Origin of the sequence: Rhizobium sp. FY34 (assembly GCF_005222845.1) — a bacterium.
GTDB lineage: Bacteria > Pseudomonadota > Alphaproteobacteria > Rhizobiales > Rhizobiaceae > Neorhizobium.
The window spans coordinates 40805-60746 of record NZ_STFZ01000021.1 but is presented as its reverse complement, the minus strand read 5'-3'; the positions used below and the strand labels follow the sequence as shown (position 1 = coordinate 60746).

The 19942-nt window shown below is 59.1% G+C and carries 23 protein-coding genes; 17 read left to right on the top strand and 6 right to left on the bottom strand.

Annotated features, from left to right (window positions below; translation table 11 throughout):
* Window positions 1-288: 288 nt before the first annotated feature.
* Window positions 289-1479 (top strand): cystathionine beta-lyase, encoded by a 1191-nt coding sequence (locus tag E8M77_RS17150; protein WP_137131855.1) that lies wholly within the window; start codon window positions 289-291, stop codon window positions 1477-1479.
* Here the strand turns inward: E8M77_RS17150 and E8M77_RS17145 are convergent, their stop codons facing one another.
* Together E8M77_RS17145 and E8M77_RS17140 are read right to left on the bottom strand one after the other, a co-directional pair.
* The gene (locus E8M77_RS17145; protein ID WP_137131854.1) at window positions 1480-2643 is read right to left on the bottom strand and encodes an FAD-dependent monooxygenase; all 1164 of its coding nucleotides are present in this window, start codon (window positions 2641-2643) and stop codon (window positions 1480-1482) included. It lies immediately after the preceding gene.
* Between the two features lie 13 nt (window positions 2644-2656).
* Window positions 2657-2902 carry a zinc-finger domain-containing protein gene (locus E8M77_RS17140; RefSeq protein ID WP_137131853.1) on the bottom strand — a complete coding sequence of 82 codons (246 nt, stop codon included), beginning with the start codon at window positions 2900-2902 and terminating at the stop codon, window positions 2657-2659.
* Between the two features lie 157 nt (window positions 2903-3059).
* Here E8M77_RS17140 and E8M77_RS17135 point away from each other — a divergent pair, with 157 nt between their 5' ends.
* The 8 genes from E8M77_RS17135 to E8M77_RS17100 all read left to right on the top strand — a co-directional run bounded on the left by E8M77_RS17135 (window position 3060) and on the right by E8M77_RS17100 (window position 9953).
* Window positions 3060-3845 carry an alpha/beta hydrolase gene (locus E8M77_RS17135; protein WP_137131852.1) on the top strand — a complete coding sequence of 262 codons (786 nt, stop codon included), beginning with the start codon at window positions 3060-3062 and terminating at the stop codon, window positions 3843-3845.
* An 84-nt stretch (window positions 3846-3929) separates the two neighbouring features.
* Window positions 3930-4754 carry a serine O-acetyltransferase gene (gene cysE / locus E8M77_RS17130; RefSeq protein WP_137131851.1) on the top strand — a complete coding sequence of 275 codons (825 nt, stop codon included), beginning with the start codon at window positions 3930-3932 and terminating at the stop codon, window positions 4752-4754.
* A gap of 105 nt (window positions 4755-4859) precedes the next feature.
* Window positions 4860-5063: a DUF3126 family protein gene (locus E8M77_RS17125; RefSeq protein ID WP_137131850.1), complete on the top strand. Its 204-nt coding sequence runs from the start codon at window positions 4860-4862 to the stop codon at window positions 5061-5063.
* A gap of 204 nt (window positions 5064-5267) precedes the next feature.
* Entirely contained in the window at window positions 5268-5618 is a 351-nt protein-coding gene (locus tag E8M77_RS17120; protein ID WP_137131849.1) for a phasin family protein, read from the top strand.
* Between the two features lie 258 nt (window positions 5619-5876).
* Window positions 5877-6230 (top strand): ATP-dependent Clp protease adapter ClpS, encoded by a 354-nt coding sequence (gene clpS, locus E8M77_RS17115; RefSeq protein WP_137131848.1) that lies wholly within the window; start codon window positions 5877-5879, stop codon window positions 6228-6230.
* A gap of 9 nt (window positions 6231-6239) precedes the next feature.
* On the top strand, window positions 6240-8762 hold the full coding sequence (gene clpA / locus E8M77_RS17110; protein ID WP_137131847.1) for an ATP-dependent Clp protease ATP-binding subunit ClpA: 2523 nt from the start codon (window positions 6240-6242) through the stop codon (window positions 8760-8762).
* 88 nt (window positions 8763-8850) lie between these two features.
* Window positions 8851-9621 (top strand): AzlC family ABC transporter permease, encoded by a 771-nt coding sequence (locus E8M77_RS17105; RefSeq protein WP_137131846.1) that lies wholly within the window; start codon window positions 8851-8853, stop codon window positions 9619-9621.
* Window positions 9618-9953, top strand: a complete 336-nt coding sequence (locus tag E8M77_RS17100; protein ID WP_137131845.1) for an AzlD domain-containing protein — start codon at window positions 9618-9620, stop codon at window positions 9951-9953. The genes E8M77_RS17105 and E8M77_RS17100 overlap by 4 nt, the downstream gene beginning before the upstream one ends.
* Window positions 9954-9977: 24 nt before the next feature.
* Here the strand turns inward: E8M77_RS17100 and E8M77_RS17095 are convergent, their stop codons facing one another.
* From E8M77_RS17095 to E8M77_RS17080, 4 genes are read right to left on the bottom strand one after another with little or no spacing between them, the layout of a single operon-like run.
* Complete coding sequence (locus tag E8M77_RS17095; RefSeq protein WP_137131844.1) at window positions 9978-10412, bottom strand: HIT family protein; 435 nt, start codon at window positions 10410-10412, stop codon at window positions 9978-9980.
* A 28-nt stretch (window positions 10413-10440) separates the two neighbouring features.
* On the bottom strand, window positions 10441-11628 hold the full coding sequence (locus E8M77_RS17090; protein WP_137131843.1) for a GNAT family N-acetyltransferase: 1188 nt from the start codon (window positions 11626-11628) through the stop codon (window positions 10441-10443).
* Window positions 11625-12362, bottom strand: a complete 738-nt coding sequence (locus tag E8M77_RS17085; RefSeq protein ID WP_170975917.1) for a glycerophosphodiester phosphodiesterase — start codon at window positions 12360-12362, stop codon at window positions 11625-11627. Before E8M77_RS17085 ends, E8M77_RS17090 begins: the two co-directional genes overlap by 4 nt.
* Window positions 12359-12829 (bottom strand): RidA family protein, encoded by a 471-nt coding sequence (locus E8M77_RS17080; protein WP_137131842.1) that lies wholly within the window; start codon window positions 12827-12829, stop codon window positions 12359-12361. Before E8M77_RS17080 ends, E8M77_RS17085 begins: the two co-directional genes overlap by 4 nt.
* A gap of 112 nt (window positions 12830-12941) precedes the next feature.
* Between E8M77_RS17080 and E8M77_RS17075 the strand changes: the two genes are divergently transcribed.
* The 8 genes from E8M77_RS17075 to E8M77_RS17040 all read left to right on the top strand — a co-directional run bounded on the left by E8M77_RS17075 (window position 12942) and on the right by E8M77_RS17040 (window position 19941).
* Window positions 12942-13781, top strand: a complete 840-nt coding sequence (locus E8M77_RS17075; protein WP_137131841.1) for a cell envelope integrity EipB family protein — start codon at window positions 12942-12944, stop codon at window positions 13779-13781.
* Between the two features lie 189 nt (window positions 13782-13970).
* Window positions 13971-14501, top strand: a complete 531-nt coding sequence (locus E8M77_RS17070; protein ID WP_137131840.1) for an AAA family ATPase — start codon at window positions 13971-13973, stop codon at window positions 14499-14501.
* Between the two features lie 424 nt (window positions 14502-14925).
* Window positions 14926-15693 (top strand): 30S ribosomal protein S2, encoded by a 768-nt coding sequence (gene rpsB, locus E8M77_RS17065; RefSeq protein WP_137131986.1) that lies wholly within the window; start codon window positions 14926-14928, stop codon window positions 15691-15693.
* 237 nt (window positions 15694-15930) lie between these two features.
* Window positions 15931-16857, top strand: coding sequence for a translation elongation factor Ts (gene tsf / locus E8M77_RS17060; RefSeq protein WP_137131839.1), 927 nt, complete (start codon window positions 15931-15933; stop codon window positions 16855-16857).
* 98 nt (window positions 16858-16955) lie between these two features.
* A complete protein-coding gene (pyrH, locus tag E8M77_RS17055; RefSeq protein ID WP_137131838.1) occupies window positions 16956-17681 on the top strand; it encodes a UMP kinase in 726 nt (241 codons plus the stop codon).
* A 72-nt stretch (window positions 17682-17753) separates the two neighbouring features.
* Window positions 17754-18314, top strand: coding sequence for a ribosome recycling factor (frr, locus tag E8M77_RS17050; protein WP_137131837.1), 561 nt, complete (start codon window positions 17754-17756; stop codon window positions 18312-18314).
* A 50-nt stretch (window positions 18315-18364) separates the two neighbouring features.
* Window positions 18365-19108, top strand: a complete 744-nt coding sequence (locus E8M77_RS17045) for an isoprenyl transferase (protein WP_137131836.1) — start codon at window positions 18365-18367, stop codon at window positions 19106-19108.
* The gene (locus tag E8M77_RS17040) at window positions 19108-19941 is read left to right on the top strand and encodes a phosphatidate cytidylyltransferase (RefSeq protein ID WP_137131835.1); all 834 of its coding nucleotides are present in this window, start codon (window positions 19108-19110) and stop codon (window positions 19939-19941) included. The genes E8M77_RS17045 and E8M77_RS17040 overlap by 1 nt, the downstream gene beginning before the upstream one ends.
* Window position 19942 lies beyond the last annotated feature (1 nt).

Sequence of the window (19942 nt, the reverse complement as noted above, 5' to 3'; positions counted from 1 at the left end):
GCAGGCCGCTCGTAAGGCCTCCCGGAACGAGCTGGCACTATCACAGTCGGAAATATGGGCAGGGGTCAAGTCTTGCACTTTAAATTAGCGCCTCAAATCCGACAAATTGCCGTGGAGTGGTGATATATTACGCAAGGTGTATGGTTTTGTGCAGTCGCTGCCTAAACTGAAGACAGCCGTACGTTGTGGCTGTGTGTAAACTTGCTCCTGATCTGTCAGGCTGGGCTTGACCAGCCTCCCGCGAGCCGCCAAAACTTCGCAATCACAATTGCGAAAGCCTGTTTCCTTATGAAAGACAAAGCCTTCACCCTGGCCAATGCCGGCGACAACACGCGCCTTGCTCATCTGGGACATGATCCTATGAGCTATCACGGTTTTGTGAATCCGCCGGTCGTTCATGCGTCCACGGTCCTATTCCCCGATTGCAAGACCATGGAGACGCGGGCACAGAAATATAGTTACGGGACACGCGGGACGCCGACGACAGATGCTCTGTGCGACGCGCTGAATGCCCTGGAGGGCTCGGCCGGCACCATTCTGGTGCCATCGGGACTGGCGGCGATTACCGTGCCTTTCCTCGCCTATCTGTCAGCCGGCGACCATGCGCTGATCGTCGATTCTGTCTATCATCCCTGCCGGCACTTCTGCGATACGATGCTGACCCGGATGGGCGTGGAGATCGAGTATTACGATCCGTTGGTCGGTGCGGGTATCGAAGCGCTGATCCGTCCGAACACGAAGCTAGTGCATACCGAGGCTCCGGGCTCCAACACGTTCGAAATGCAGGATATTCGTGCCATCGCCGATGCGGCGCACCGGCATGATTGCGTCGTCACCATGGACAATACATGGGCAACGCCGCTCTACTTCCGGGCGCTCGATTTCGGCGTCGATGTGTCCATGCATGCCACGACGAAGTACCCGTCCGGCCATTCCGATATCATCATGGGATCGGTGTCTGCCAACGAAAAGCACTGGCCCCGCCTGCAGGAGGCACAACTCACACTGGGCACCTGCGGCTCGCCTGATGACAGCTATCAGATTCTGCGCGGCCTGCGCACCATGGGCGTTCGACTTGCCCATCATCAGAAAAGCGCCCTCGATATCGCCCGCTTTCTGGAGGAGCGCAATGACGTGGTGCGCGTCCTGCACCCGGCGCTCGAAAGCTTTCCGGGACACGCGATCTGGAAGCGTGATTTCAAGGGTGCCACGGGTGTCTTCTCGATTGTGCTGAAGGTCGATCACGAGGATGATTTCAAGCGCAAGGCGCATGCATTCCTGGATGCGCTGTCCCTCTTCGGCCTTGGCTATTCCTGGGGCGGTTATGAGAGCCTTGCAGTGCATGTCAATCTGAGCGACCGCACCATCTGCAAGGCGCCCAGTGAGGGGCCGGTCATCCGCCTTCAGATCGGGCTTGAGGATGTCGCCGACCTGAAGGCGGATCTCGAAAACGGTTTTGCCGCCATGGCAAAAGCCTGATCAACTGGCCTCGTAACCGTAGAGCCAATCCATGTCCGCCGCGAGCGATTGCGGCGGACGTAGCGACAGCACAAGATCACGCCCAAACCGCAGGGGGCCGCGCAGGTGATAGGCAAAGCGGTTGAAGCTGCCACGCTGGCGCACGCGGGCTATTCGGGCCTTGCGCACCGATTCGTAGGCCGCAAGTGCTGCCGGCAGGCTTGTGGCTGACGATAGGCACAAGGCCAGTTGCCAACCATCCTCGATTGCCATGGCAGCGCCTTGTGCGGCAAACGGCATCATCGCATGCGCTGCGTCACCGATAAGCACCGTGTTGCGGCCATTCTGCCATGCGCCATTGCTGACCTGATAGAGCGGCCAGAATTTTGCATCCTGCGTGCCGCGCAGCAGGTCGATCACCTTGGGATGCCAGCCGTGAAACTGATCCAGCAGGATTTGCTTTTGCCGCGTATCTCCATGGGCTTCCCAAGTGTGGCCCGGATCGACGCCGCTGGCGATGGCCACGATGTTGTAGCCGCCGATTTCGCGCAGTGGATAGGATACAATGTGGGCCGAGGGTCCGAGAAAGGCCGTGACCGAATACGGTGACAGGAAATCCGGGGCAACTTCGGACGCTATGGTGAAGCGCCAGGCGACATTGCGGGAAAAATCCGGCTCCGGCGCATTGGTGATCGATTCCCGCACCATCGACCATACACCGTCGGCACCGATGATCAGGTCCGGCGTCACGCCGGTGACTGCGGCAACCGTCGCGGGATCGGCGCGATCGATGCGGTGGCCAAGATGCAATGAGCAGAGAGGTTCTGCCGAAACGGCAGCGCTCAGCACAGTCTGGAGAGTGCCGCGGTGAAGAACACCATAAGGCGCACGCCAGCGCTCGCGTGCCGACCGTCCGACCGGCACATGAGCGATGCGCCCGAGCGTGCGGCCCGATGCAAGTGCAATCATGTCCGGTTCCGTCCAGACGTGTTCCAGTTGCGGCAGCACACCGAGCCGCCCAAGAATGCGCGTTGCATTCGGCGAAAGCTGCAGGCCGGCGCCCACTTCGGCCAGATAGGGCGCCTGCTCAATCACCTGGCAGGAAATGCCGCGACGAGACAACGCAAGAGCGGCCGTCAGGCCAGCCATTCCCGCGCCTATGATCGCGGCATTTTCGACATTCATGATTCGGCTCTGGTCAGGCGGCTTTGACGTGGAAGGTGCAGCCTGGAGGATTGGTCTGTTCCGCTTTCAGGGCGGGGTTATAACGGTAGAGCGTCGAGCAATAGGAGCAGACCTTTTCGTTGTCGTCGCCCATGTCGATGTAGATATGCGGGTGGTCATAAGGCACGGAAGCGCCGGTGCACATGAATTCCTTCACGCCCACCTCGATAAGGCGATGTCCACCGTCGTTCTGGAAATGGGGGATACCGTGACCGGCCATATTCGTCTCCAATGATCTGATCGTTTGGCGCTGACTCTATAGGGGTGCTAAGCGAAAGTGTAGGGGAAACACGGGCCTGCACTGAAATTTCATGGGCGTGCTGTTCAAGCGCGGCACTGTTTCGCATATGATCGCGCACCAAAAGGAAGCCGTGCCCATGAACCTCAATGCCCCCGAATTTTCCAGTTTCCACCACGAGAACCTGCAGCTGGCCTATTTCGACCAAGGTGATCCTGGCGGCGAGCCCGTTCTGCTGATCCATGGCTTTGCCTCGACAGCCAATGTGAACTGGGTCTATCCGGGCTGGTTGAAGACGCTGGGCGAGGCGGGTTACCGGGTGATCGCGCTCGACAATCGCGGCCATGGCGCGAGCGACAAGCCGCGTGAGGTGGAAGCCTATCATCCTTCCGTTATGGCGGGTGATGCTATGGCGCTGCTTGACCATCTGGGCGTCAAGACTGCCCATCTAATGGGCTATTCCATGGGGGCGCGCATCTCGACCTTTGCCACGCTTGCCTATCCGGACCGCGTGCGCTCACTGGTGCTGGGCGGGCTGGGTATCGGCATGACCGATGGCGTCGGCGACTGGGATCCGATCGCCGATGCGCTGCTTGCCCCCTCGCTGGAGGATGTTACGCATGCCCGTGGACGTATGTTCCGGGCCTTTGCCGACCAGACGAAAAGCGACCGCGAGGCTCTGGCCGCCTGTATCCGTGGCTCACGCGATCTGGTGGCGCGCAGCGATATGGGCCGCATCGAAACGCCGACGTTGATTGGCGTTGGCACCAAAGACGATATTGCCGGTTCACCGCAGGAACTGGCGGCGCTGATGCCACATGCGCAGGCCATCGATATTCCCAACCGTGACCACATGCTGGCCGTCGGCGACCGGGTGTTCAAGGCGGCTGTGCTGGACTTCTACAGCCAACTGGCAACAGGCTGATGTCGGGTCATCCGTTTCGCCGGCATTGGCGTTTTTGCAATACTGTTCTATATAATGGGCTCTCCCGCAAACGAGGGTACTGCCATGGCGGCACGCACTGATATCCGCACGACCGAGACCCTAGCCTCCGTCGATCCGATCTGGGACACCTTGCGCCACGAAGCAAAGAGCGGTGCAGACAGGGATCCCGTGCTCGCAGCTTTCCTCTATTCGACGGTGCTCAACCACCGTTCGCTGGAAGACTGCGTCATTCACCGGATCTGCGAACGGCTGGACCATCCGGACCTGCAGGCGGTGCTGCTGCGCCAGACATTCGAGGAAATGCTGGCCGATTGGCCCGAATGGGGATCTATCCTGCGCGTCGATATCCAGGCCTATTACGATCGTGATCCGGCATGCCTGCGGTTTGTCGAGCCCGTCCTCTATTTCAAGGGCTTTCATGCCATCCAGACGCACCGGCTGGCTCATTGGCTGATGAAACGCGACCGGCGTGATTTCGCCATGTATCTGCAGAGCCGCGCATCCTCGGTTTTCCAGACGGATATCAATCCGGCTGCCCGTATCGGCAAGGGCATCTTCCTTGATCACGCCACTGGCTTCGTGGTTGGCGAAACGGCGGTCATCGGCGACAATGTCTCTATACTGCACGGTGTTACGCTGGGCGGCACTGGCAAGGAGGGCGCCGACCGGCATCCGAAGATCGCCAATGGCGTTCTGATCGGTGCTGGCGCAAAGATCCTCGGCAATATCGAGATCGGCCATTGCTCACGCGTGGCGGCTGGTTCTGTCGTGCTGAAGGCCGTTCCGCCCAAGACCACGGTTGCCGGCGTGCCGGCCAAAGTGGTCGGGGAAGCAGGGTGTTCCGAACCCTCCCGCCTGATGGACCAGATCTTGCGGTCCGAAGAATGATCGCAGGGCAGGCGATCTGGACTGGATGAGTGGCGGACGTTCTTTACTTTCGCCTTTGTCCCGTGCCAAAAGCGCCGCAACGCGAACGCTGACGGAGAAACACAAGTGAAACCCGACGAAATCAAGAAGCTCGACGCCTACTTCAAGCGGGTGTTCAACCCGGCCATGGTCGTCAAGGCACGCCCACGCAAGGACGATTCGGCAGAGGTTTATGCGGGCGACGAATTCCTCGGCGTGATCTATGTCGATGACGAGGACGATGAGCGCTCCTACAACTTCCAGATGGCGATCCTCGACGTTGATCTGTGAGTCGACAATAATTCTGAAGGACGATCCGGCGGGCACTCTGGTGACCCGCCGTTTTTAATGGGTCTTTCACCGCAGGACTTTCCGACAGGTGAAACTTTATGTGCCACATCTGGCATTTCGCATTTGCGAACGGTTTCGCACTTGACTTTTGCATTGCGGAATCATTCCATAAGAATGTTGGAATAAAACCTATGGAGGCGGTAAGTGTTCAATCTTGATGAAGCCAATCGCAAGAGCAAGGAAACGGTCGATACCGTTCTGCGCAGCTATGCGGAGATGACGAAGAGCTTTCAGGCGATTGCCGGCGAAGCGACGGATTATTCGCGCAAGTCTTTTCAGGATATGGGTTCCTATATGGAGCAGCTGATGGCGGCACGTAGCGTCGAAGCCGTTTACGAGCTGCAGACGAAATTCGCCAAATCGGCCTTTGAAGGCTTTTTTGCCGAAGCCACGAAACTTGGCGAAATGTACACAGATCTCGCCAAGACCGGTTACAAGCCCTATGAGGCACCCGTGGCTCGCGCGACGGCTGTTGTGGCTTCCAGCCCGGCCTAAAACAGGCGACCATCGTTTGGCCATGAGTGGCCAGCACAGTTCAGGGCCGCTAGCGTCGAGGATGCTGGCGGCCCTTTTTGATTCGGATTTGTCTTTCCCGGTGCGAAATCTGTCCTTCAAGCTCCTTCCAGCAGGAATAGTGATTGCGCCACGGCGCAAGGGGCTTAAAATCAGCAGATGGCGAACTAAATAAGGGCATCTGATGTTCGGTCAGGCAGACTTGGTTCAAGCCTCCGGACAACTGGGGAATGAAGAGAGATGATCGCACAGCCGATCCGTATGCAAAACGACAAGGACGACCACGCAGACAAGGGCAATCGCGGAACGTCGGTGATCACCCGTACGAAAGCGAAGACCAAGAAGCCCAGCCTCTACCGTGTCCTGCTGCTAAATGACGATTATACCCCTATGGACTTCGTCATCCATATACTGGAGCGTTTCTTCCAGAAAGACCGCGAAGCGGCCACTCGCATTATGCTGCACGTTCACAATCATGGTGTCGGCGAATGTGGGGTCTTTACGTATGAGGTTGCTGAGACCAAGGTGAGCCAAGTCATGGATTTTGCCCGCCAGCACCAGCATCCGCTGCAATGTGTCATGGAAAAGAAGTGAGGAACCGACGTGCCAACATTTTCGCCTAGTCTCGAAAAGGCGCTGCATCAGGCACTGACCTTCGCCAACGAGCGGCACCACGAATATGCCACGCTTGAACACCTGCTGCTCGCCTTGATCGACGATGCTGATGCAGCAGCGGTGATGGGAGCCTGCAACGTCAATCTCGACGTTCTGAGAAAAACAGTCTCGGATTATGTCGACAACGAACTCGCCAATCTCGTGACCGGCTATGACGAGGATTCCAAGCCGACCTCCGGCTTCCAGCGCGTCATCCAGCGTGCGGTCATCCACGTCCAGTCGTCCGGCCGCGAGGAAGTCACCGGCGCCAATGTGCTCGTGGCGATCTTTGCCGAGCGCGAAAGCCATGCGGCGTTTTTTCTGCAGGAGCAGGAAATGACCCGCTATGACGCGGTCAACTATATCAGCCACGGCATTGGCAAGCGTCCGGGTGCGTCGCAGCCGCGTCCGCCGCGTGGTGCCGACGAAAACGAGCCGGATGCAAAGCCCGGCCGTGAACAGGACGAGGGTTCCTCCAAGAAGCCGCAGGATGCGCTGAAGGCCTATTGCGTCAACCTCAATGAAAAGGCCGTCAGCGGCCGCATCGATCCGCTGATCGGCCGCCATTCGGAAGTCAACCGTACCATCCAGGTGCTGTGCCGCCGCTCGAAGAACAATCCGCTCTATGTGGGAGATCCGGGCGTCGGCAAGACTGCGATTGCCGAGGGACTGGCCAAGCGCATCGTTGAAGGCAAGGTGCCGGAAGCGCTGGCTGATGCCACCATCTTCTCGCTTGACATGGGCACGCTTCTGGCAGGCACCCGCTATCGCGGTGACTTCGAAGAGCGGCTGAAGCAGGTCGTCAAGGAACTGGAAGAATATCCGGGCGCCGTGCTGTTCATCGATGAAATCCATACGGTGATTGGTGCCGGCGCCACCTCGGGCGGCGCCATGGACGCATCGAATCTCCTGAAGCCGGCTCTGTCGTCCGGTGCGATCCGTTGCATCGGCTCGACCACCTACAAGGAATATCGCCAGTTCTTCGAAAAGGACCGGGCACTGGTGCGTCGCTTCCAGAAGATTGATGTCAACGAGCCGTCGATCGACGATGCCATCGAGATCATGAAGGGCTTGAAGCCCTATTTCGAGGATTATCACAAGCTGCGCTACACCAATGAGGCGATCAGATCGGCGGTGGAATTGTCGGCACGCTACATCTCGGACCGCAAGCTGCCGGACAAGGCGATCGATGTGATCGACGAGACCGGAGCGGCACAGATGCTGCTGCCGGCCTCCAAGCGTCGCAAGCTGATCACCGAAAAGGAGATCGAGGTCACGATCGCCACCATGGCCCGGATTCCGGCCAAGACCGTTTCCAAGGATGACGAGATGGTTCTCGCCAATCTGGAAAAGGAATTGCGCTCGGTCGTCTATGGGCAGGACACGGCGATCGAGGCTTTGTCTACCGCCATCAAGCTTGCCCGTGCAGGCCTGCGCGAACCGAACAAGCCGATCGGCTCCTACGTGTTTTCTGGTCCGACAGGCGTCGGCAAGACGGAGGTTGCCAAGCAGCTTGCCTCGTCGCTGGGCGTGGAACTGCTACGCTTCGACATGTCGGAATATATGGAGCGGCACACGGTCTCGCGTCTGCTCGGTGCACCTCCCGGCTATGTCGGTTTCGACCAGGGCGGATTGTTGACCGACCAGGTGGACCAGCATCCGCATTCCGTCGTGCTGCTTGACGAAATCGAGAAGGCCCATCCGGACATCTACAACATCCTGTTGCAGGTGATGGACCACGGCTCGCTGACGGATCACAACGGCAAGAAGATCGACTTCCGCAATGTCATCCTGATCATGACGACCAATGCGGGCGCCTCCGAAATGGCCAAGGCCGCCTTTGGCTTCGGGTCTTCCAAGCGCACGGGTGAGGATGAGGAGGCGATCAACCGCCTGTTCACGCCGGAATTCCGCAACCGTCTTGATGCGGTTATCCCGTTTGCACCGCTGCCGACCGAAGTGATCCATCAGGTGGTGCAGAAATTTGTCATGCAGCTGGAAACCCAGCTGTCCGAACGCAACATCACTTTCGACCTCCATCAGGACGCGATCGCCTGGCTGGCCGAGAAGGGGTATGACGAACGGATGGGGGCACGTCCGCTGTCGCGCGTTATCCAGGAGCATATCAAGAAGCCGCTCGCCAACGAGATCCTGTTCGGTGCGCTTCGCAAGGGTGGCGTTGTGCGCGTCACAGTCGGCAAGAAGGATGATGGCAAGGATGGCCTCGTTCTCGAATCGATCTCGGAAATGGCACCGGTAAAGCCGAAGCCGGAGGCTGAGGTCGAATCGGCGGAAGACGTCGATGTCAAGGCCAAGTTGAAGACGAAGGCCGACAAGGGCAAAGGCAAAGCCGCGCCGAAGGAAAAATCGCTGAAGGCGACGTCCGAGACCGAGGATGACGTGCTGACCGAAGAGCCCGCCGAAAAGCCCCGCAAGGGCTCTACGGTGCCACGGGTGCCGAAGAAGAAATAAACGCCCTTAAAGACAATGACATGCCGGGGATCTTCCCCGGCATCTTTCTGTTCTGCCGGTCAACGATCGGTCTTTGCCGGAATGCCCCATGCTGTTTTCTCCCTCCGATGTGCGCTCCAGCCTGTCCTGGTTTCTCTCCGGCATGCGCGGCATCCTCTCTTTGCCTGCCTTGATTCTGATGACATCCTTTGTCGGCTTCAGCGCCTTTGCGCTTGAATCCGGCATTGGCCGCGGTGAGGCCGTGTTCATGACGCTGGTGGTCTGGGCCCTGCCGGCCAAGATGATCCTCATCGGCACCATGGCTGGCGGTGCGCCGCTGGCGGCCAGCTTTCTTGCTGTGACCCTGTCATCGATCCGCATGATGCCGATGGTTGCCTCGATCATGCCCGACATGAAGAACGACAAAAGCCCGACCTGGCTCTTGCTCTTCCTGTCGCATTTCGTTGCGATCACCTCCTGGGTCTTTGCCATCCAGCACCTGAATGATGTGCCGCGTGATAAGCGGATTGCCTATTTCGGCGGTTTTGCCATCACGCTCACGCTGATCAACGCGGTGATCGTCGGTGTCTGCTATGGCATTGTCGCGCAGTTTCCGCCCATTGTTGCGGGCGCGCTGTTCATGCTGACACCGATTTATTTTTTCGCCTCCATCTGGGCGAGCGCTCGCCATGACGTGGTGAAACTGGCTTTTGTGGTCGGGGTCGTAATGGGGCCGGCCATGGCGATGATCGAGCCTGAATTTGACATTCTCTATGCCGGGCTCGGCGGCGGCACGCTGGCCTATCTGTTTGACCGTTATGTGCTGCGCCCGCGTCGGCGGGCGAAGGCCAGCCCTTCCGTGATGGAGGACATGCCATGAGCGATGCCTGGTGGTGGACCTATCTGGTCATCATTATTGCCGGCTGGCTGGCAACGGATCTCTGGCGCTGGCTCGGCGTCATCGTCGGCAACCGGCTGGATGATGACTCCGAGGCGCTGCAATGGGTGAGGGCGGTGGCCACCGCACTGGTGATGGCCGTAACCTCAAAGCTCGTCTTCTTCCCGACAGGAACACTTGCCGAATCACCGCTCTGGCTGCGGCTTGCAGCCCTTGGCATCGGCTTTCTCGTCTTTCTGCTCACGGGCCAGCGCGTGATTGTCTGCGTAGGCGTATCTATCGCACTGCTGATTGCCGGACTGATGGTGCTTTAATGTTGAGGAGATAGGCTCTTGAGCCTATTGCAATGCTAGCGCGGCGCGCACCTTCTCAGCATTCGCAGCCAGAATGGCGTGATCCTCCATCTTGCCGGAATGTGGTCTCAGCGGCTCTCCCTCATGGCGGGGAATGACGTGAAAATGCAGGTGAAACACCGTCTGTCCGGCTGCGGGTTCGTTGAACTGCGCGATGAATATACCGTCCGCCTCGAAGGCTTCCTTGGCTGCTACGGCCAGTTTCTGCACCACCGGGATGAGGTGTGAGAGAACCTCAGGATCTGCGTCGAGCAGGTTGCGCGACCCGATCTTCGGGATGACCAGAAGATGGCCCGGCGCCTGCGGCATCACATCCATGAAGGCGAGCGTGTGGTCGTCCTCATAAACTTTGTGGGCGGGAATTTCGCCCTTCAGCATCTTTGAAAAGATATTGGTCTCGTCATAGGTCTGGCCGCTCATAGGTCTTGCTTCCTCTCGCTATTCTTCATCAATCCTGCTCCTGCCGCTCTCCCTTGCGGAAAGGGCTGTGCTCGTTCAAGTATTCGCTCGCATAGTTCACTTCCTGGCGTTCGCGTTGCAGATAATCGGCAATCGCCCGGCGAAGGCTCGGATGGGCAATGTAGTGGGCCGAATGCGTGGCGACAGGCAGATAGCCGCGTGCAAGCTTGTGCTCCCCTTGGGCGCCTGCCTCAACGCGCTTCAGCCCCTTGGCAAGCGCAAAATCGATGGCCTGGTGGTAGCAGACCTCGAAATGCAGGAAGGGGTGGTCTTCGATACAGCCCCAATGCCGGCCAAACAGCGCCTCCTCGCCGATGAAATTGATGGCGCCGGCCACATAGCGGCCGTTGCGTCTGGCCATGACCAGCAGGATATCATCGGCCATGCGTTCGCCAATCAGCGAATAGAATTGCCGGGTGAGATACGGTCTGCCCCATTTGCGGCTGCCGGTATCGATATAGAAGGTGAAGAACTGGTCCCAGATTTCCTCGGTCAGGTCCTTGCCGGTCAGCCAGTCGATGGTGATGCCGTTTTCGAGTGCTTGGCGGCGTTCCTTGCGCAGGTTCTTGCGTTTCGATGAGGAAAGCTGTGCGAGAAAGGCCTCGTGGTTCTCATAACCCTCATTGATGAAATGGAACTGCTGGTCAGTGCGGCGCAGGAAGCCTGCCTTTTCAAAGGCCGGCAGCTCTCTCTCGGGCAGGAAGGTGACATGCGCCGAGGAAATGCCGAGCTGACGGGTGACTTCGGCAAGGCTTGCGGCCAGCGTCACTTTCAGGGCATCGCGCTGATGACCGTCTCGCACAAGCAGTCGCGGTCCGCTGGCCGGCGTGAAGGGTATTGCGCATTGAAGTTTGGGATAATAGCGCCCGCCGGCGCGCTCGAAGGCATCCGCCCAGCCATGATCGAAAACATATTCGCCCTGGCTATGGCTCTTTAGATAGCCGGGAATGGCGCCGAGCAGCGTGCCGGCGCTATCCCCGAGCAGCAGGTGATGGCCCATCCATCCGGTCTTTGCCGAGGCCGAGCCTGATTCTTCCAGCGAGGATAGAAAGGCATGCGACAGGAACGGGTTGAAGGGCGTCTCGCCTCCGCGCCGTGTGCCCGACAGCTGCGACCAGCTTTCCGGGCTGATGGCGTTGAAGGATTTTTCGACGCGGATGGTGAGATCTTCAGTCATGCGGCGGGCTTGGCACTTTCTCTCGGGTCAAAACCCTCGAAGGTCATCTGGTCGGCATGAGTATAGGTATGGCTGCGGGCGTTTTCATCCCTCACGGTCCAGGTAATCACCGGGATGTTGCGTGAACGCTGGGCCGTGATGAAGCTGTTGGGCAGGTGAGCCCAATGATAGGAGATGAAATCAAGCTTCAGATGCATGGCTTCGTCATGCTCGAAGAATTTCTCCGGCGTATTGCCCTCGGCAGTCAAGCCCAGGGGATAGGGCGCGCCGGCAGCCTTCAGGCTGCGCAGCAGGTGGAAATCAAAGCTCATCAGGGCAACCTTGCCCTCATAACCTTCCAATACCTCCAGCACGCTTTCGACGAAACCGTCATCCTGTTCGGCGTCCATGCCCTTCAATTCGATGACCAGCGGAACCCGGCCCTTCACCAGCGCCAGCATCTGCTTCAGCGTCGGGATGCGGTCAGCCGTTCCACCCACGGACAGCGCGCCAAGCTCGTTGGCCATCCGCTCGCGCACTTCGCCCTGTATGCCGCAAAGGCGCTGCAGGTCGTGGTCGTGAAACACCATCGGCACGCTGTCGGCCGAAAGCTGGATGTCGCATTCAATGGCAAAGCCCGCATCGATCGCCCGCGAAAAGGCAGAGAGCGTGTTTTCCCAGACGGTCTTGTTGAGGTCATGATAGCCGCGATGGGCGACCGGGATGTCCTTGATCCAGTCAGCATTCGTGCTCATGCGTCAACTTCCAGGATGGCATCGACTTCGACGGCGGCATTGAAGGGCAGGGCGGCCATGCCGACGGCGGCACGGGCGTGTTTGCCAGCCTCACCCAGCACATTGGCAATCAGGTTGGAAGCACCGTTCATCACCAGATGCTGTTCGATGAAACCGGGGGCCGAGGCGATGAAGCCATTGAGCTTCAGCACGCGGCGAACCTTGCCGAGATCGCCGCCAAGCGCTGCCTTGACCTGCGCCAGAATGTTGATGGCGCAGAGTTCGGCTGCGCGCTGGGCAGTCGCCACGTCTACATCTGCGCCGACCAGGCCGGTTATGGCGATCTTGCCGGCTTCCATCGGCAACTGGCCGGAAATGTACAATGTGGTTCCGCTCTGCGTGTAGGGAACATAGTTGGCCGCAGGTGCAGCCGCCACCGGCAGTTCAATCCCCAGTTCTTTCAGGCGGGTTTCGATCGCTTCCGACATTTCGTTCTCCGGCTTGATTGTAAAAAAGACGCGATTCCGTCAAACATGACGCTAAGCATTTCTCGATGGCGTTCATATAACATTGCGCGTCGAGTCCCATAGGAGATTGTGGATGTTGCGACAGAGCTTTGCAGCCGTCCTTCTTGCAAGCGGCACCCTGTCCGCCGTTTCGCCCGCACTGGCCGGCATGGAGGGCGCGCGAGCGCTTGTCGCCCATCGCGCGGTCTATGATCTGAAGCTCAAGGATGTCTCCGACCGATCCGGCATCGAGGGGATGTTCGGCCGCATGGTCTATGAGTTTACCGGCTCGGCCTGCTCCGGTTTCACCACCAACTTCCGCTTCGTGACGAAGATCGACACGGGCGAAGAGATGCGTCTGACTGACCAGCAGACGACCACATTCGAGAACGCCGCGTCGCGCCAGTTCCGCTTCGACACCAAGTCGTTCACCGATGAGAAGCTGGACAAGCAGGTGACCGGGGAGGCGAACGACCAGCCCGACGGGATGAAAGTGGCTCTCGCCAAACCGGATCAGCGTGAAGTGGATCTGACGCCGGCACAATTTCCGACGGAACATATGCTGGAGGTGATCGAGAACGCCCGCTCCGGCAAGCGCTTCTTCGAGGCCCGCATTTTTGATGGATCCGAAGATGGCGACCAGAGCCTTATGACCAGCACGGTGGTTGGCCCGCAACAGATGCCGCAGCCCGATGATGCGGATGCCAAGAGCGCCGGAGAATTTGCCGCAAAGCCGTTCTGGCCGGTGACCATGGCCTATTTCAACGAGGACACCAAGACCGACGCGCTGCCGGTCTATCGGATGTCCTTCAAGCTTTACGACAATGGCATCACCCGCGACCTCACCATGGATTATGGTGACTTCGTTTTGTCTGGCACCCTGTCGAAGCTTGAGCTTCTGGGCAAGGACGCGGCGGCAGAGAACTGCCACTGACGATCGGCGTCGCACGGGCGGTAATTTACCAGGACCGACAATTGCTCGCGGTCGCGATCTGAATGTCCGGATTTAGCGTCTGTCCTGATGATTCATCACGACCCTGAGCCCGGACGTGCCCACCGTCCGCTTCCTCCTTGCTGCGTGCCGGTGGTTTGACGGGGTGACGGCGCAGAGAGAGAGGGGACGATGAGGCGCAGGTTCGTGATCGTATCTGGAGCGCCAGGCGCCGGTAAAACGACCCTAGCGGTCCCGCTAGCGGCTCATCTCCGCTATCCGCTGTTCTCCAAGGACTTCATCAAGGAGACCTTGATGGATGTTCTGGGCGACGACGCCGGATCGTTGGAGGCTTCCAGGCGATTGGGCGGCGCGGCCATGGAGCTTTTATGGTCGCTGGCGACGAGGACGCCGTTCGCCGTTTTGGAGGCGAATTTCCGCCCTCATAGCGACTATGAATTGGGGAAGCTTCGATCCCTCAAAGCCGACATCGTGGAAATCCATTGTGATTGCGGGCCGGCTGAAACGGCCAGGCGGTTTGCCTCACGGGCCGCCACTTGCACCCATCACGCTGGCGCTCATCCCCTACTCGCTTTGCCGCCGGATATGTTGGCCGAATATGGCCGGCCCATGGGCGTGGGGGTCACCATAGCCGTGGACACGACCCGATCGATCGATATTCCCGCCCTCGCCTTGGATGTCTGTAGCCGCTGGGTTGACTAACGATCGCCAACCACCCTTCTCAACCGGAAGGAAGGTCTGCTTCGGTTAGCCCCATTGTATCGGCGTCATCCCGCGAACACGTCGCGGGATGACGCGGTTAGTTTGAAGCGGGACAGGCTGACAGCCACCCCGAACAGACGATCTCAATGTCCGCTTCGGGGTTGACGGCCGACGATTGACAGCGTCGTTGTATTCCCTCATCTCAGGGTCTGAAATACCGGGTTCAGGGCACAAGATGCCTGATACAGTCCTGATTGTTGAAGGTTGAGCTTGCTTTTGGCGGCCAACACAGTTATGCGCACCTCCATTCCACACGCGAAGCTTGGGATAGTCCGGGAGAAATCCGGGCCGTTCCGCCGGTGGCTGTTGTTTCCAAACAGCTGTTCGCTTCGCGGGGGTTAAACCGGAAACAAGGAGAAAAGGCATGGCATTGCCTGATTTTAGCATGCGTCAGCTTCTGGAAGCTGGCATTCACTTCGGTCACCAGACGCATCGCTGGAACCCGAAGATGAAGCCGTACATCTTCGGCGATCGTAACAATATCCACATCATCGACCTGGCTCAGACCGTTCCGATGCTGTCGCGCGCCCTTCAGGTCATTTCCGACACGGTTGCCCGTGGCGGTCGCGTCCTGTTCGTCGGCACCAAGCGTCAGGCTTCCGAGCTGATCGCCGACAGCGCAAAGCGTTCGGCCCAGTATTACGTCAACTCCCGCTGGCTCGGCGGCATGATGACCAACTGGAAGACCATTTCGAACTCGATCCAGCGTCTGCGCAAGCTCGACGAGATCCTCGCTTCGGATGCCCAGGGCTTCACGAAGAAGGAGCGCCTGAACCTTGAGCGCGAACGCGAAAAGCTGGACAAGGCTCTCGGCGGTATCCGTGATATGGGCGGCACCCCGGACCTGATGTTCATCATCGACACGAACAAGGAAAAGATCGCTATCGATGAAGCCAAGCGCCTGGGCATCCCGGTCGTCGCCATCATCGACTCGAACTGCGATCCGGACCTGATCGACTACCCGATCCCCGGCAATGACGACGCTTCCCGCGCCATCGCTCTCTATTGCGACCTGGTCGCTCGTGCTGCCATCGATGGCATCGCACGCCAGCAGGGTGCATCGGGCCGCGATATCGGCGCCTCCATCGAAGCTCCGATCGAGCCGGCTCTGGCCGAATCTGTCGAAGGCTGACTTGTCGAGGGGCGGTCCTCCGCCCCGAAGCTGAACTTCTGGAAGTCGCCGCAAGGCGGCTTCCTCTTTATGAAGGGCGTCGAGCGCCGGCGGATAGAATTCTGCCCTTCCATCTGGAAGTTGCGCGGACGGCCATTCATCACGCTGTCACATTTACGGGTACATTCGTGCCCCAATCGGGTGCATGCCCTCCCTATTTAGGCAGGCGCACCCCTCCGAATCGGACAAGAGGCGAAAATGAGCGAAATCACAGCCGCAATGGTGAAGGAACTGCGCGAGAAGACCGGCGCAGGCATGATGGATTGCAAGAAGGCGCTTGCCGAGACCGCTGGCGAGATGGAAGCGGCAATCGACTGGCTACGCGCCAAGGGCATTGCCAAGGCCGACAAGAAGTCTGGTCGCACGGCTGCTGAAGGCCTGATCGGCATCGCCTCGGCCGGCACCAGCGCTGTCGTCGTCGAAGTCAATTCCGAAACCGATTTCGTGGCCCGCAATGATGCCTTCCAGGACCTCGTGCGTGGCATCGCTTCGGTTGCGCTGACCACTGAAGGTTCGGTCGAGTCTGTTTCTGCTGCCACCTATCCGGCCACCGGCAAGTCTGTTGCCGACACGATCAAGGATGCCATCGCCCATATCGGCGAGAACATGACGCTGCGTCGCGCCGCCAAGCTGTCTGTCGAAGACGGCGTTGTTGCCACTTACGTGCATAATGCTGCCGCGGAAGGCCTTGGCAAGCTTGGCGTTCTGGTTGCCCTGAAGTCGACCGGCAACAAGGATGCCCTGACGGCTATCGGCCGCCAGGTTGCCATGCACATTGCTGCGACCAACCCGCTTGCCGTGCGTTCGGAAGAAGTCGATGCGGCTGTTGCCGAGCGCGAGCGCAATGTTTTCATCGAGCAGGCTCGCGAATCCGGCAAGCCGGAAGCCATCATCGAAAAGATGGTCGATGGCCGCATGCGTAAGTTCTTCGAAGAAGTTGCTCTTCTGTCGCAGGCTTTCGTCATTAACCCCGACCTGACCGTCGCAGCTGCCCTCAAGGAAGCTGAAAAGGACGTTGGCGCGCCGATCGAAGTGACCGGCATGGTCCGTCTTCTCCTCGGCGAAGGCGTCGAGAAGGAAGAGACCGATTTTGCGGCTGAAGTCGCAGCGACCGTCAAGCGCTAAGTTATACTCGTCAAATCTTGTGAAAGCGGAGGGCGTCGCGTGACAATGCGATGCCCTTCGTGTATCCGGCTGTCGGTGCGATCCTCGAAGGAGTTTCCATGTCTTCCACCCATCCCGTCTATAAACGCGTACTGCTGAAGGTCTCGGGCGAGGCCCTTATGGGCAGCCAGGGCTTTGGCATCGATGTCGCTGTTGCCGATCGCATTGCCTCCGATATCGCGGAAGCGCGCGGCATGGGCGTCGAGGTCGGTGTTGTCGTCGGCGGCGGCAATATCTTTCGCGGCGTGGCCGTGGCATCCAAGGGTGGCGACCGGGTCACCGGCGATCACATGGGCATGTTGGCAACCGTGATCAATGCACTGGCACTTGCTACATCGCTGCGCAAGCAGGGTGTCGACACGGTGGTTCTGTCGGCCATTGCCATGCCGGAAATCTGCGAAAGTTTCTCGCAGCGCCAGGCGTTGCATCACATGGCCCAAGGCCGCGTTGCAATTTTTGCCGGCGGTACCGGCAACCCCTTCTTCACGACGGATTCGGCTGGTGCCCTGCGCGCTGCTGAAATCGGTGCGGAAGCTATCTTCAAGGGCACGCAGGTTGATGGCATCTATTCGGCCGATCCCAAGAAGGATCCGCATGCCACCCGCTTCGAAACACTGACGCATAGCGAAGTGCTGGAAAAGGGCTTGGCTGTGATGGACATTGCAGCCGTTGCGCTTGCACGTGAAAATTCGATCCCGATCATCGTCTTCTCGATCCATGAGAAGGGCGGTTTCGGCCAGATCCTGACCGGTGGTGGACGCAAGACCATCGTCAGCGACACTTGAGATGAGCTGCCGGGCGGTATGCCTTCCGTGCATGATTCAAGACGACATGACCCAAGACGAACGGAGTGGAAGATGAGCGGAGATATCGATCTCAACGACATCAAGCGTCGCATGGACGGCGCAATTTCGGCTTTCAAGAGCGATATTGCTTCGCTGCGCACCGGCCGTGCCTCGGCCAATATTCTCGATCCCGTCATGGTCGAGGCCTATGGTTCGCGCGTGCCGCTCAACCAGGTGGCCAATGTCACCGTGCCGGAACCTCGCATGCTGGGCATTTCCATATGGGACAAGTCGATGGTCAATGCCGTCGATCGCGCCATCCGCGAAGCCAATCTCGGCCTTAACCCGATCGTGGATGGCCAGAACCTGCGCATCCCGCTGCCGGAACTCAACGAGGAGCGCCGCAAGTCGCTCGTCAAGGTGGCGCATGACTATGCGGAAAAGAGCAAGGTCGCGATCCGCCATGTGCGCCGCGACGGCATGGAAGGCTTGAAGAAGGCCGAAAAAGACGGCGTCATCGGCCAGGACGACAGCCGCGCCAAGTCGGAGCGCGTGCAGAAGATGACGGATGAAACAATTTCTGAAATCGATCGCTTGCTTGCCGACAAGGAAAAGGAAATCATGCAGGTTTAACAGCCTGCACGACTTCTTTCATTTCAAACGGTAAGGCGGACGGATATTTCATGATGAATGGTCAGCAGCCAATAGTGCCGAAGCATGTTGCCATCATCATGGATGGCAATGGGCGCTGGGCCAAAGAACGCGGTTTGCCGCGCACAATCGGTCACAGCAAGGGCGTTGAGGCCGTGCGACGCGCTGTAAAGGCCGCTGGCGAAGCCGGGGTTGAGTATCTGACCCTGTTTGCCTTTTCATCAGAAAACTGGAGCCGCCCCGAAAACGAGGTTTCTGACCTTATGGGGCTTCTGCGTCGGTTCATCCGGCGCGATCTGGCCGAACTGCACCGGGCAAATGTCCGAATCAAGATTATCGGCGACCGCGAAAACCTGAAGGGCGACATCCTTCCGCTTCTGATCGAAGCGGAGGAGACCACCCGCAGCAATACCGCCCTGACGGTGATCATCGCCTTCAACTATGGCGCCCGCGACGAAATCTCGCGGGCCGTGAAGCGGCTGGTTGAGGAAGTGGGAGCTGGTCGGCTGGACGCGGCCTCGATCACACCAGATATGATTTCCGCGCAACTCGATACGGCGGATATTCCAGATCCTGATCTGATTATTCGAACCAGCGGCGAAGAACGCCTGTCGAATTTCCTGCTCTGGCAGGCAGCCTATGCGGAATTTGTCTTCCTGCCCGGCTATTGGCCGGATTTTGACGCCAACATGTTTCACGAGGCGCTGCGCATTTATAGCGCGCGCGACCGCCGCTTTGGTGGTCTTGCCGAACAGCAAGCGGCGGCGGCGGGCTGATGTCGCCCGAGCTGAAAAAACGTACCGGTTCGGCGCTGGTTCTGGCTGCTGTGGCCTTGTCCGCCACCTGGTTTGGTGGGGCGTCCTTCCGGCTGCTTTCGGCTGTGATCGCTGTTTTCGTCTACTATGAATGGTCGCGCATGACGCGCCTCAGCGAGCGCGACTTTCGCGGCAATGCGCTGGGCTGGCTGGCCATTGCCACCATTGCCGGCAATATCGTGATCGGCGATGAAGGAATGGGCGTGCCATTGATCGGTGGTTTTTCGCTGACGGCACTGTTCTTGGTTCTGGCGCGCGGCGGCACGGGCTGGTTGCCGGGTGGCATTGTCTATGCGGGCCTGAGCGGCGTGTCACTTTCGGCTATCCGTGCCGCTGACCAACCTGGCTTTGTCGCCATGCTGTTCGTATTTTCCGTCGTCTGGGCCACCGATATCCTCGCCTATTTCGTCGGTCGCCGTTTGGGTGGACCGAAGCTTGCGCCGCGCATCTCGCCGGGCAAGACCTGGTCCGGGGCCATTGGTGGCACCATGTCCGGCATTGCGGCCGGAAGCGCTGTTTCGCTGGTGTTCTTTCCGGTGCTCCCGGCGCGCACCGTGGCAATCGCCTTTCTGCTTTCTGCTGCAAGCCAGATCGGTGATCTGTTCGAGAGTTTTATCAAGCGGCGTTTCGGCGTGAAGGATTCCAGCCACCTCATTCCCGGTCACGGCGGCGTGATGGACCGTGTCGATGGGCTCGTATTCGCCAGCTTCGCCGCTTTCCTGCTTGCAATCCTGCATGCGGCATGGTCGGAAGAAGGTGGAACATCTGTGGCGGCGTTTCTCTTCGGACTTTGAA

What these genes read in the sequence shown, in the direction of transcription:
- E8M77_RS17150 (WP_137131855.1), top strand. Translation starts at nt 289, where the DNA reads ATGAAAGACAAAGCCTTCACCCTGGCCAATGCCGGCGACAACACGCGC.
- E8M77_RS17135 (WP_137131852.1), top strand. Translation starts at nt 3,060, where the DNA reads ATGAACCTCAATGCCCCCGAATTTTCCAGTTTCCACCACGAGAACCTG.
- E8M77_RS17070 (WP_137131840.1), top strand. Translation starts at nt 13,971, where the DNA reads ATGAGGCGCAGGTTCGTGATCGTATCTGGAGCGCCAGGCGCCGGTAAA.
- E8M77_RS17045 (WP_137131836.1), top strand. Translation starts at nt 18,365, where the DNA reads ATGATGAATGGTCAGCAGCCAATAGTGCCGAAGCATGTTGCCATCATC.
- E8M77_RS17075 (WP_137131841.1), top strand. Translation starts at nt 12,942, where the DNA reads ATGTTGCGACAGAGCTTTGCAGCCGTCCTTCTTGCAAGCGGCACCCTG.
- clpS (WP_137131848.1), top strand. Translation starts at nt 5,877, where the DNA reads ATGATCGCACAGCCGATCCGTATGCAAAACGACAAGGACGACCACGCA.
- cysE (WP_137131851.1), top strand. Translation starts at nt 3,930, where the DNA reads ATGGCGGCACGCACTGATATCCGCACGACCGAGACCCTAGCCTCCGTC.
- E8M77_RS17095 (WP_137131844.1), bottom strand. Translation starts at nt 10,412, where the DNA reads ATGAGCGGCCAGACCTATGACGAGACCAATATCTTTTCAAAGATGCTG.
- tsf (WP_137131839.1), top strand. Translation starts at nt 15,931, where the DNA reads ATGAGCGAAATCACAGCCGCAATGGTGAAGGAACTGCGCGAGAAGACC.
- E8M77_RS17085 (WP_170975917.1), bottom strand. Translation starts at nt 12,362, where the DNA reads ATGAGCACGAATGCTGACTGGATCAAGGACATCCCGGTCGCCCATCGC.
- E8M77_RS17140 (WP_137131853.1), bottom strand. Translation starts at nt 2,902, where the DNA reads ATGGCCGGTCACGGTATCCCCCATTTCCAGAACGACGGTGGACATCGC.
- E8M77_RS17105 (WP_137131846.1), top strand. Translation starts at nt 8,851, where the DNA reads ATGCTGTTTTCTCCCTCCGATGTGCGCTCCAGCCTGTCCTGGTTTCTC.
- E8M77_RS17100 (WP_137131845.1), top strand. Translation starts at nt 9,618, where the DNA reads ATGAGCGATGCCTGGTGGTGGACCTATCTGGTCATCATTATTGCCGGC.
- pyrH (WP_137131838.1), top strand. Translation starts at nt 16,956, where the DNA reads ATGTCTTCCACCCATCCCGTCTATAAACGCGTACTGCTGAAGGTCTCG.
- E8M77_RS17040 (WP_137131835.1), top strand. Translation starts at nt 19,108, where the DNA reads ATGTCGCCCGAGCTGAAAAAACGTACCGGTTCGGCGCTGGTTCTGGCT.
- rpsB (WP_137131986.1), top strand. Translation starts at nt 14,926, where the DNA reads ATGGCATTGCCTGATTTTAGCATGCGTCAGCTTCTGGAAGCTGGCATT.
- E8M77_RS17090 (WP_137131843.1), bottom strand. Translation starts at nt 11,628, where the DNA reads ATGACTGAAGATCTCACCATCCGCGTCGAAAAATCCTTCAACGCCATC.
- E8M77_RS17080 (WP_137131842.1), bottom strand. Translation starts at nt 12,829, where the DNA reads ATGTCGGAAGCGATCGAAACCCGCCTGAAAGAACTGGGGATTGAACTG.
- E8M77_RS17145 (WP_137131854.1), bottom strand. Translation starts at nt 2,643, where the DNA reads ATGAATGTCGAAAATGCCGCGATCATAGGCGCGGGAATGGCTGGCCTG.
- frr (WP_137131837.1), top strand. Translation starts at nt 17,754, where the DNA reads ATGAGCGGAGATATCGATCTCAACGACATCAAGCGTCGCATGGACGGC.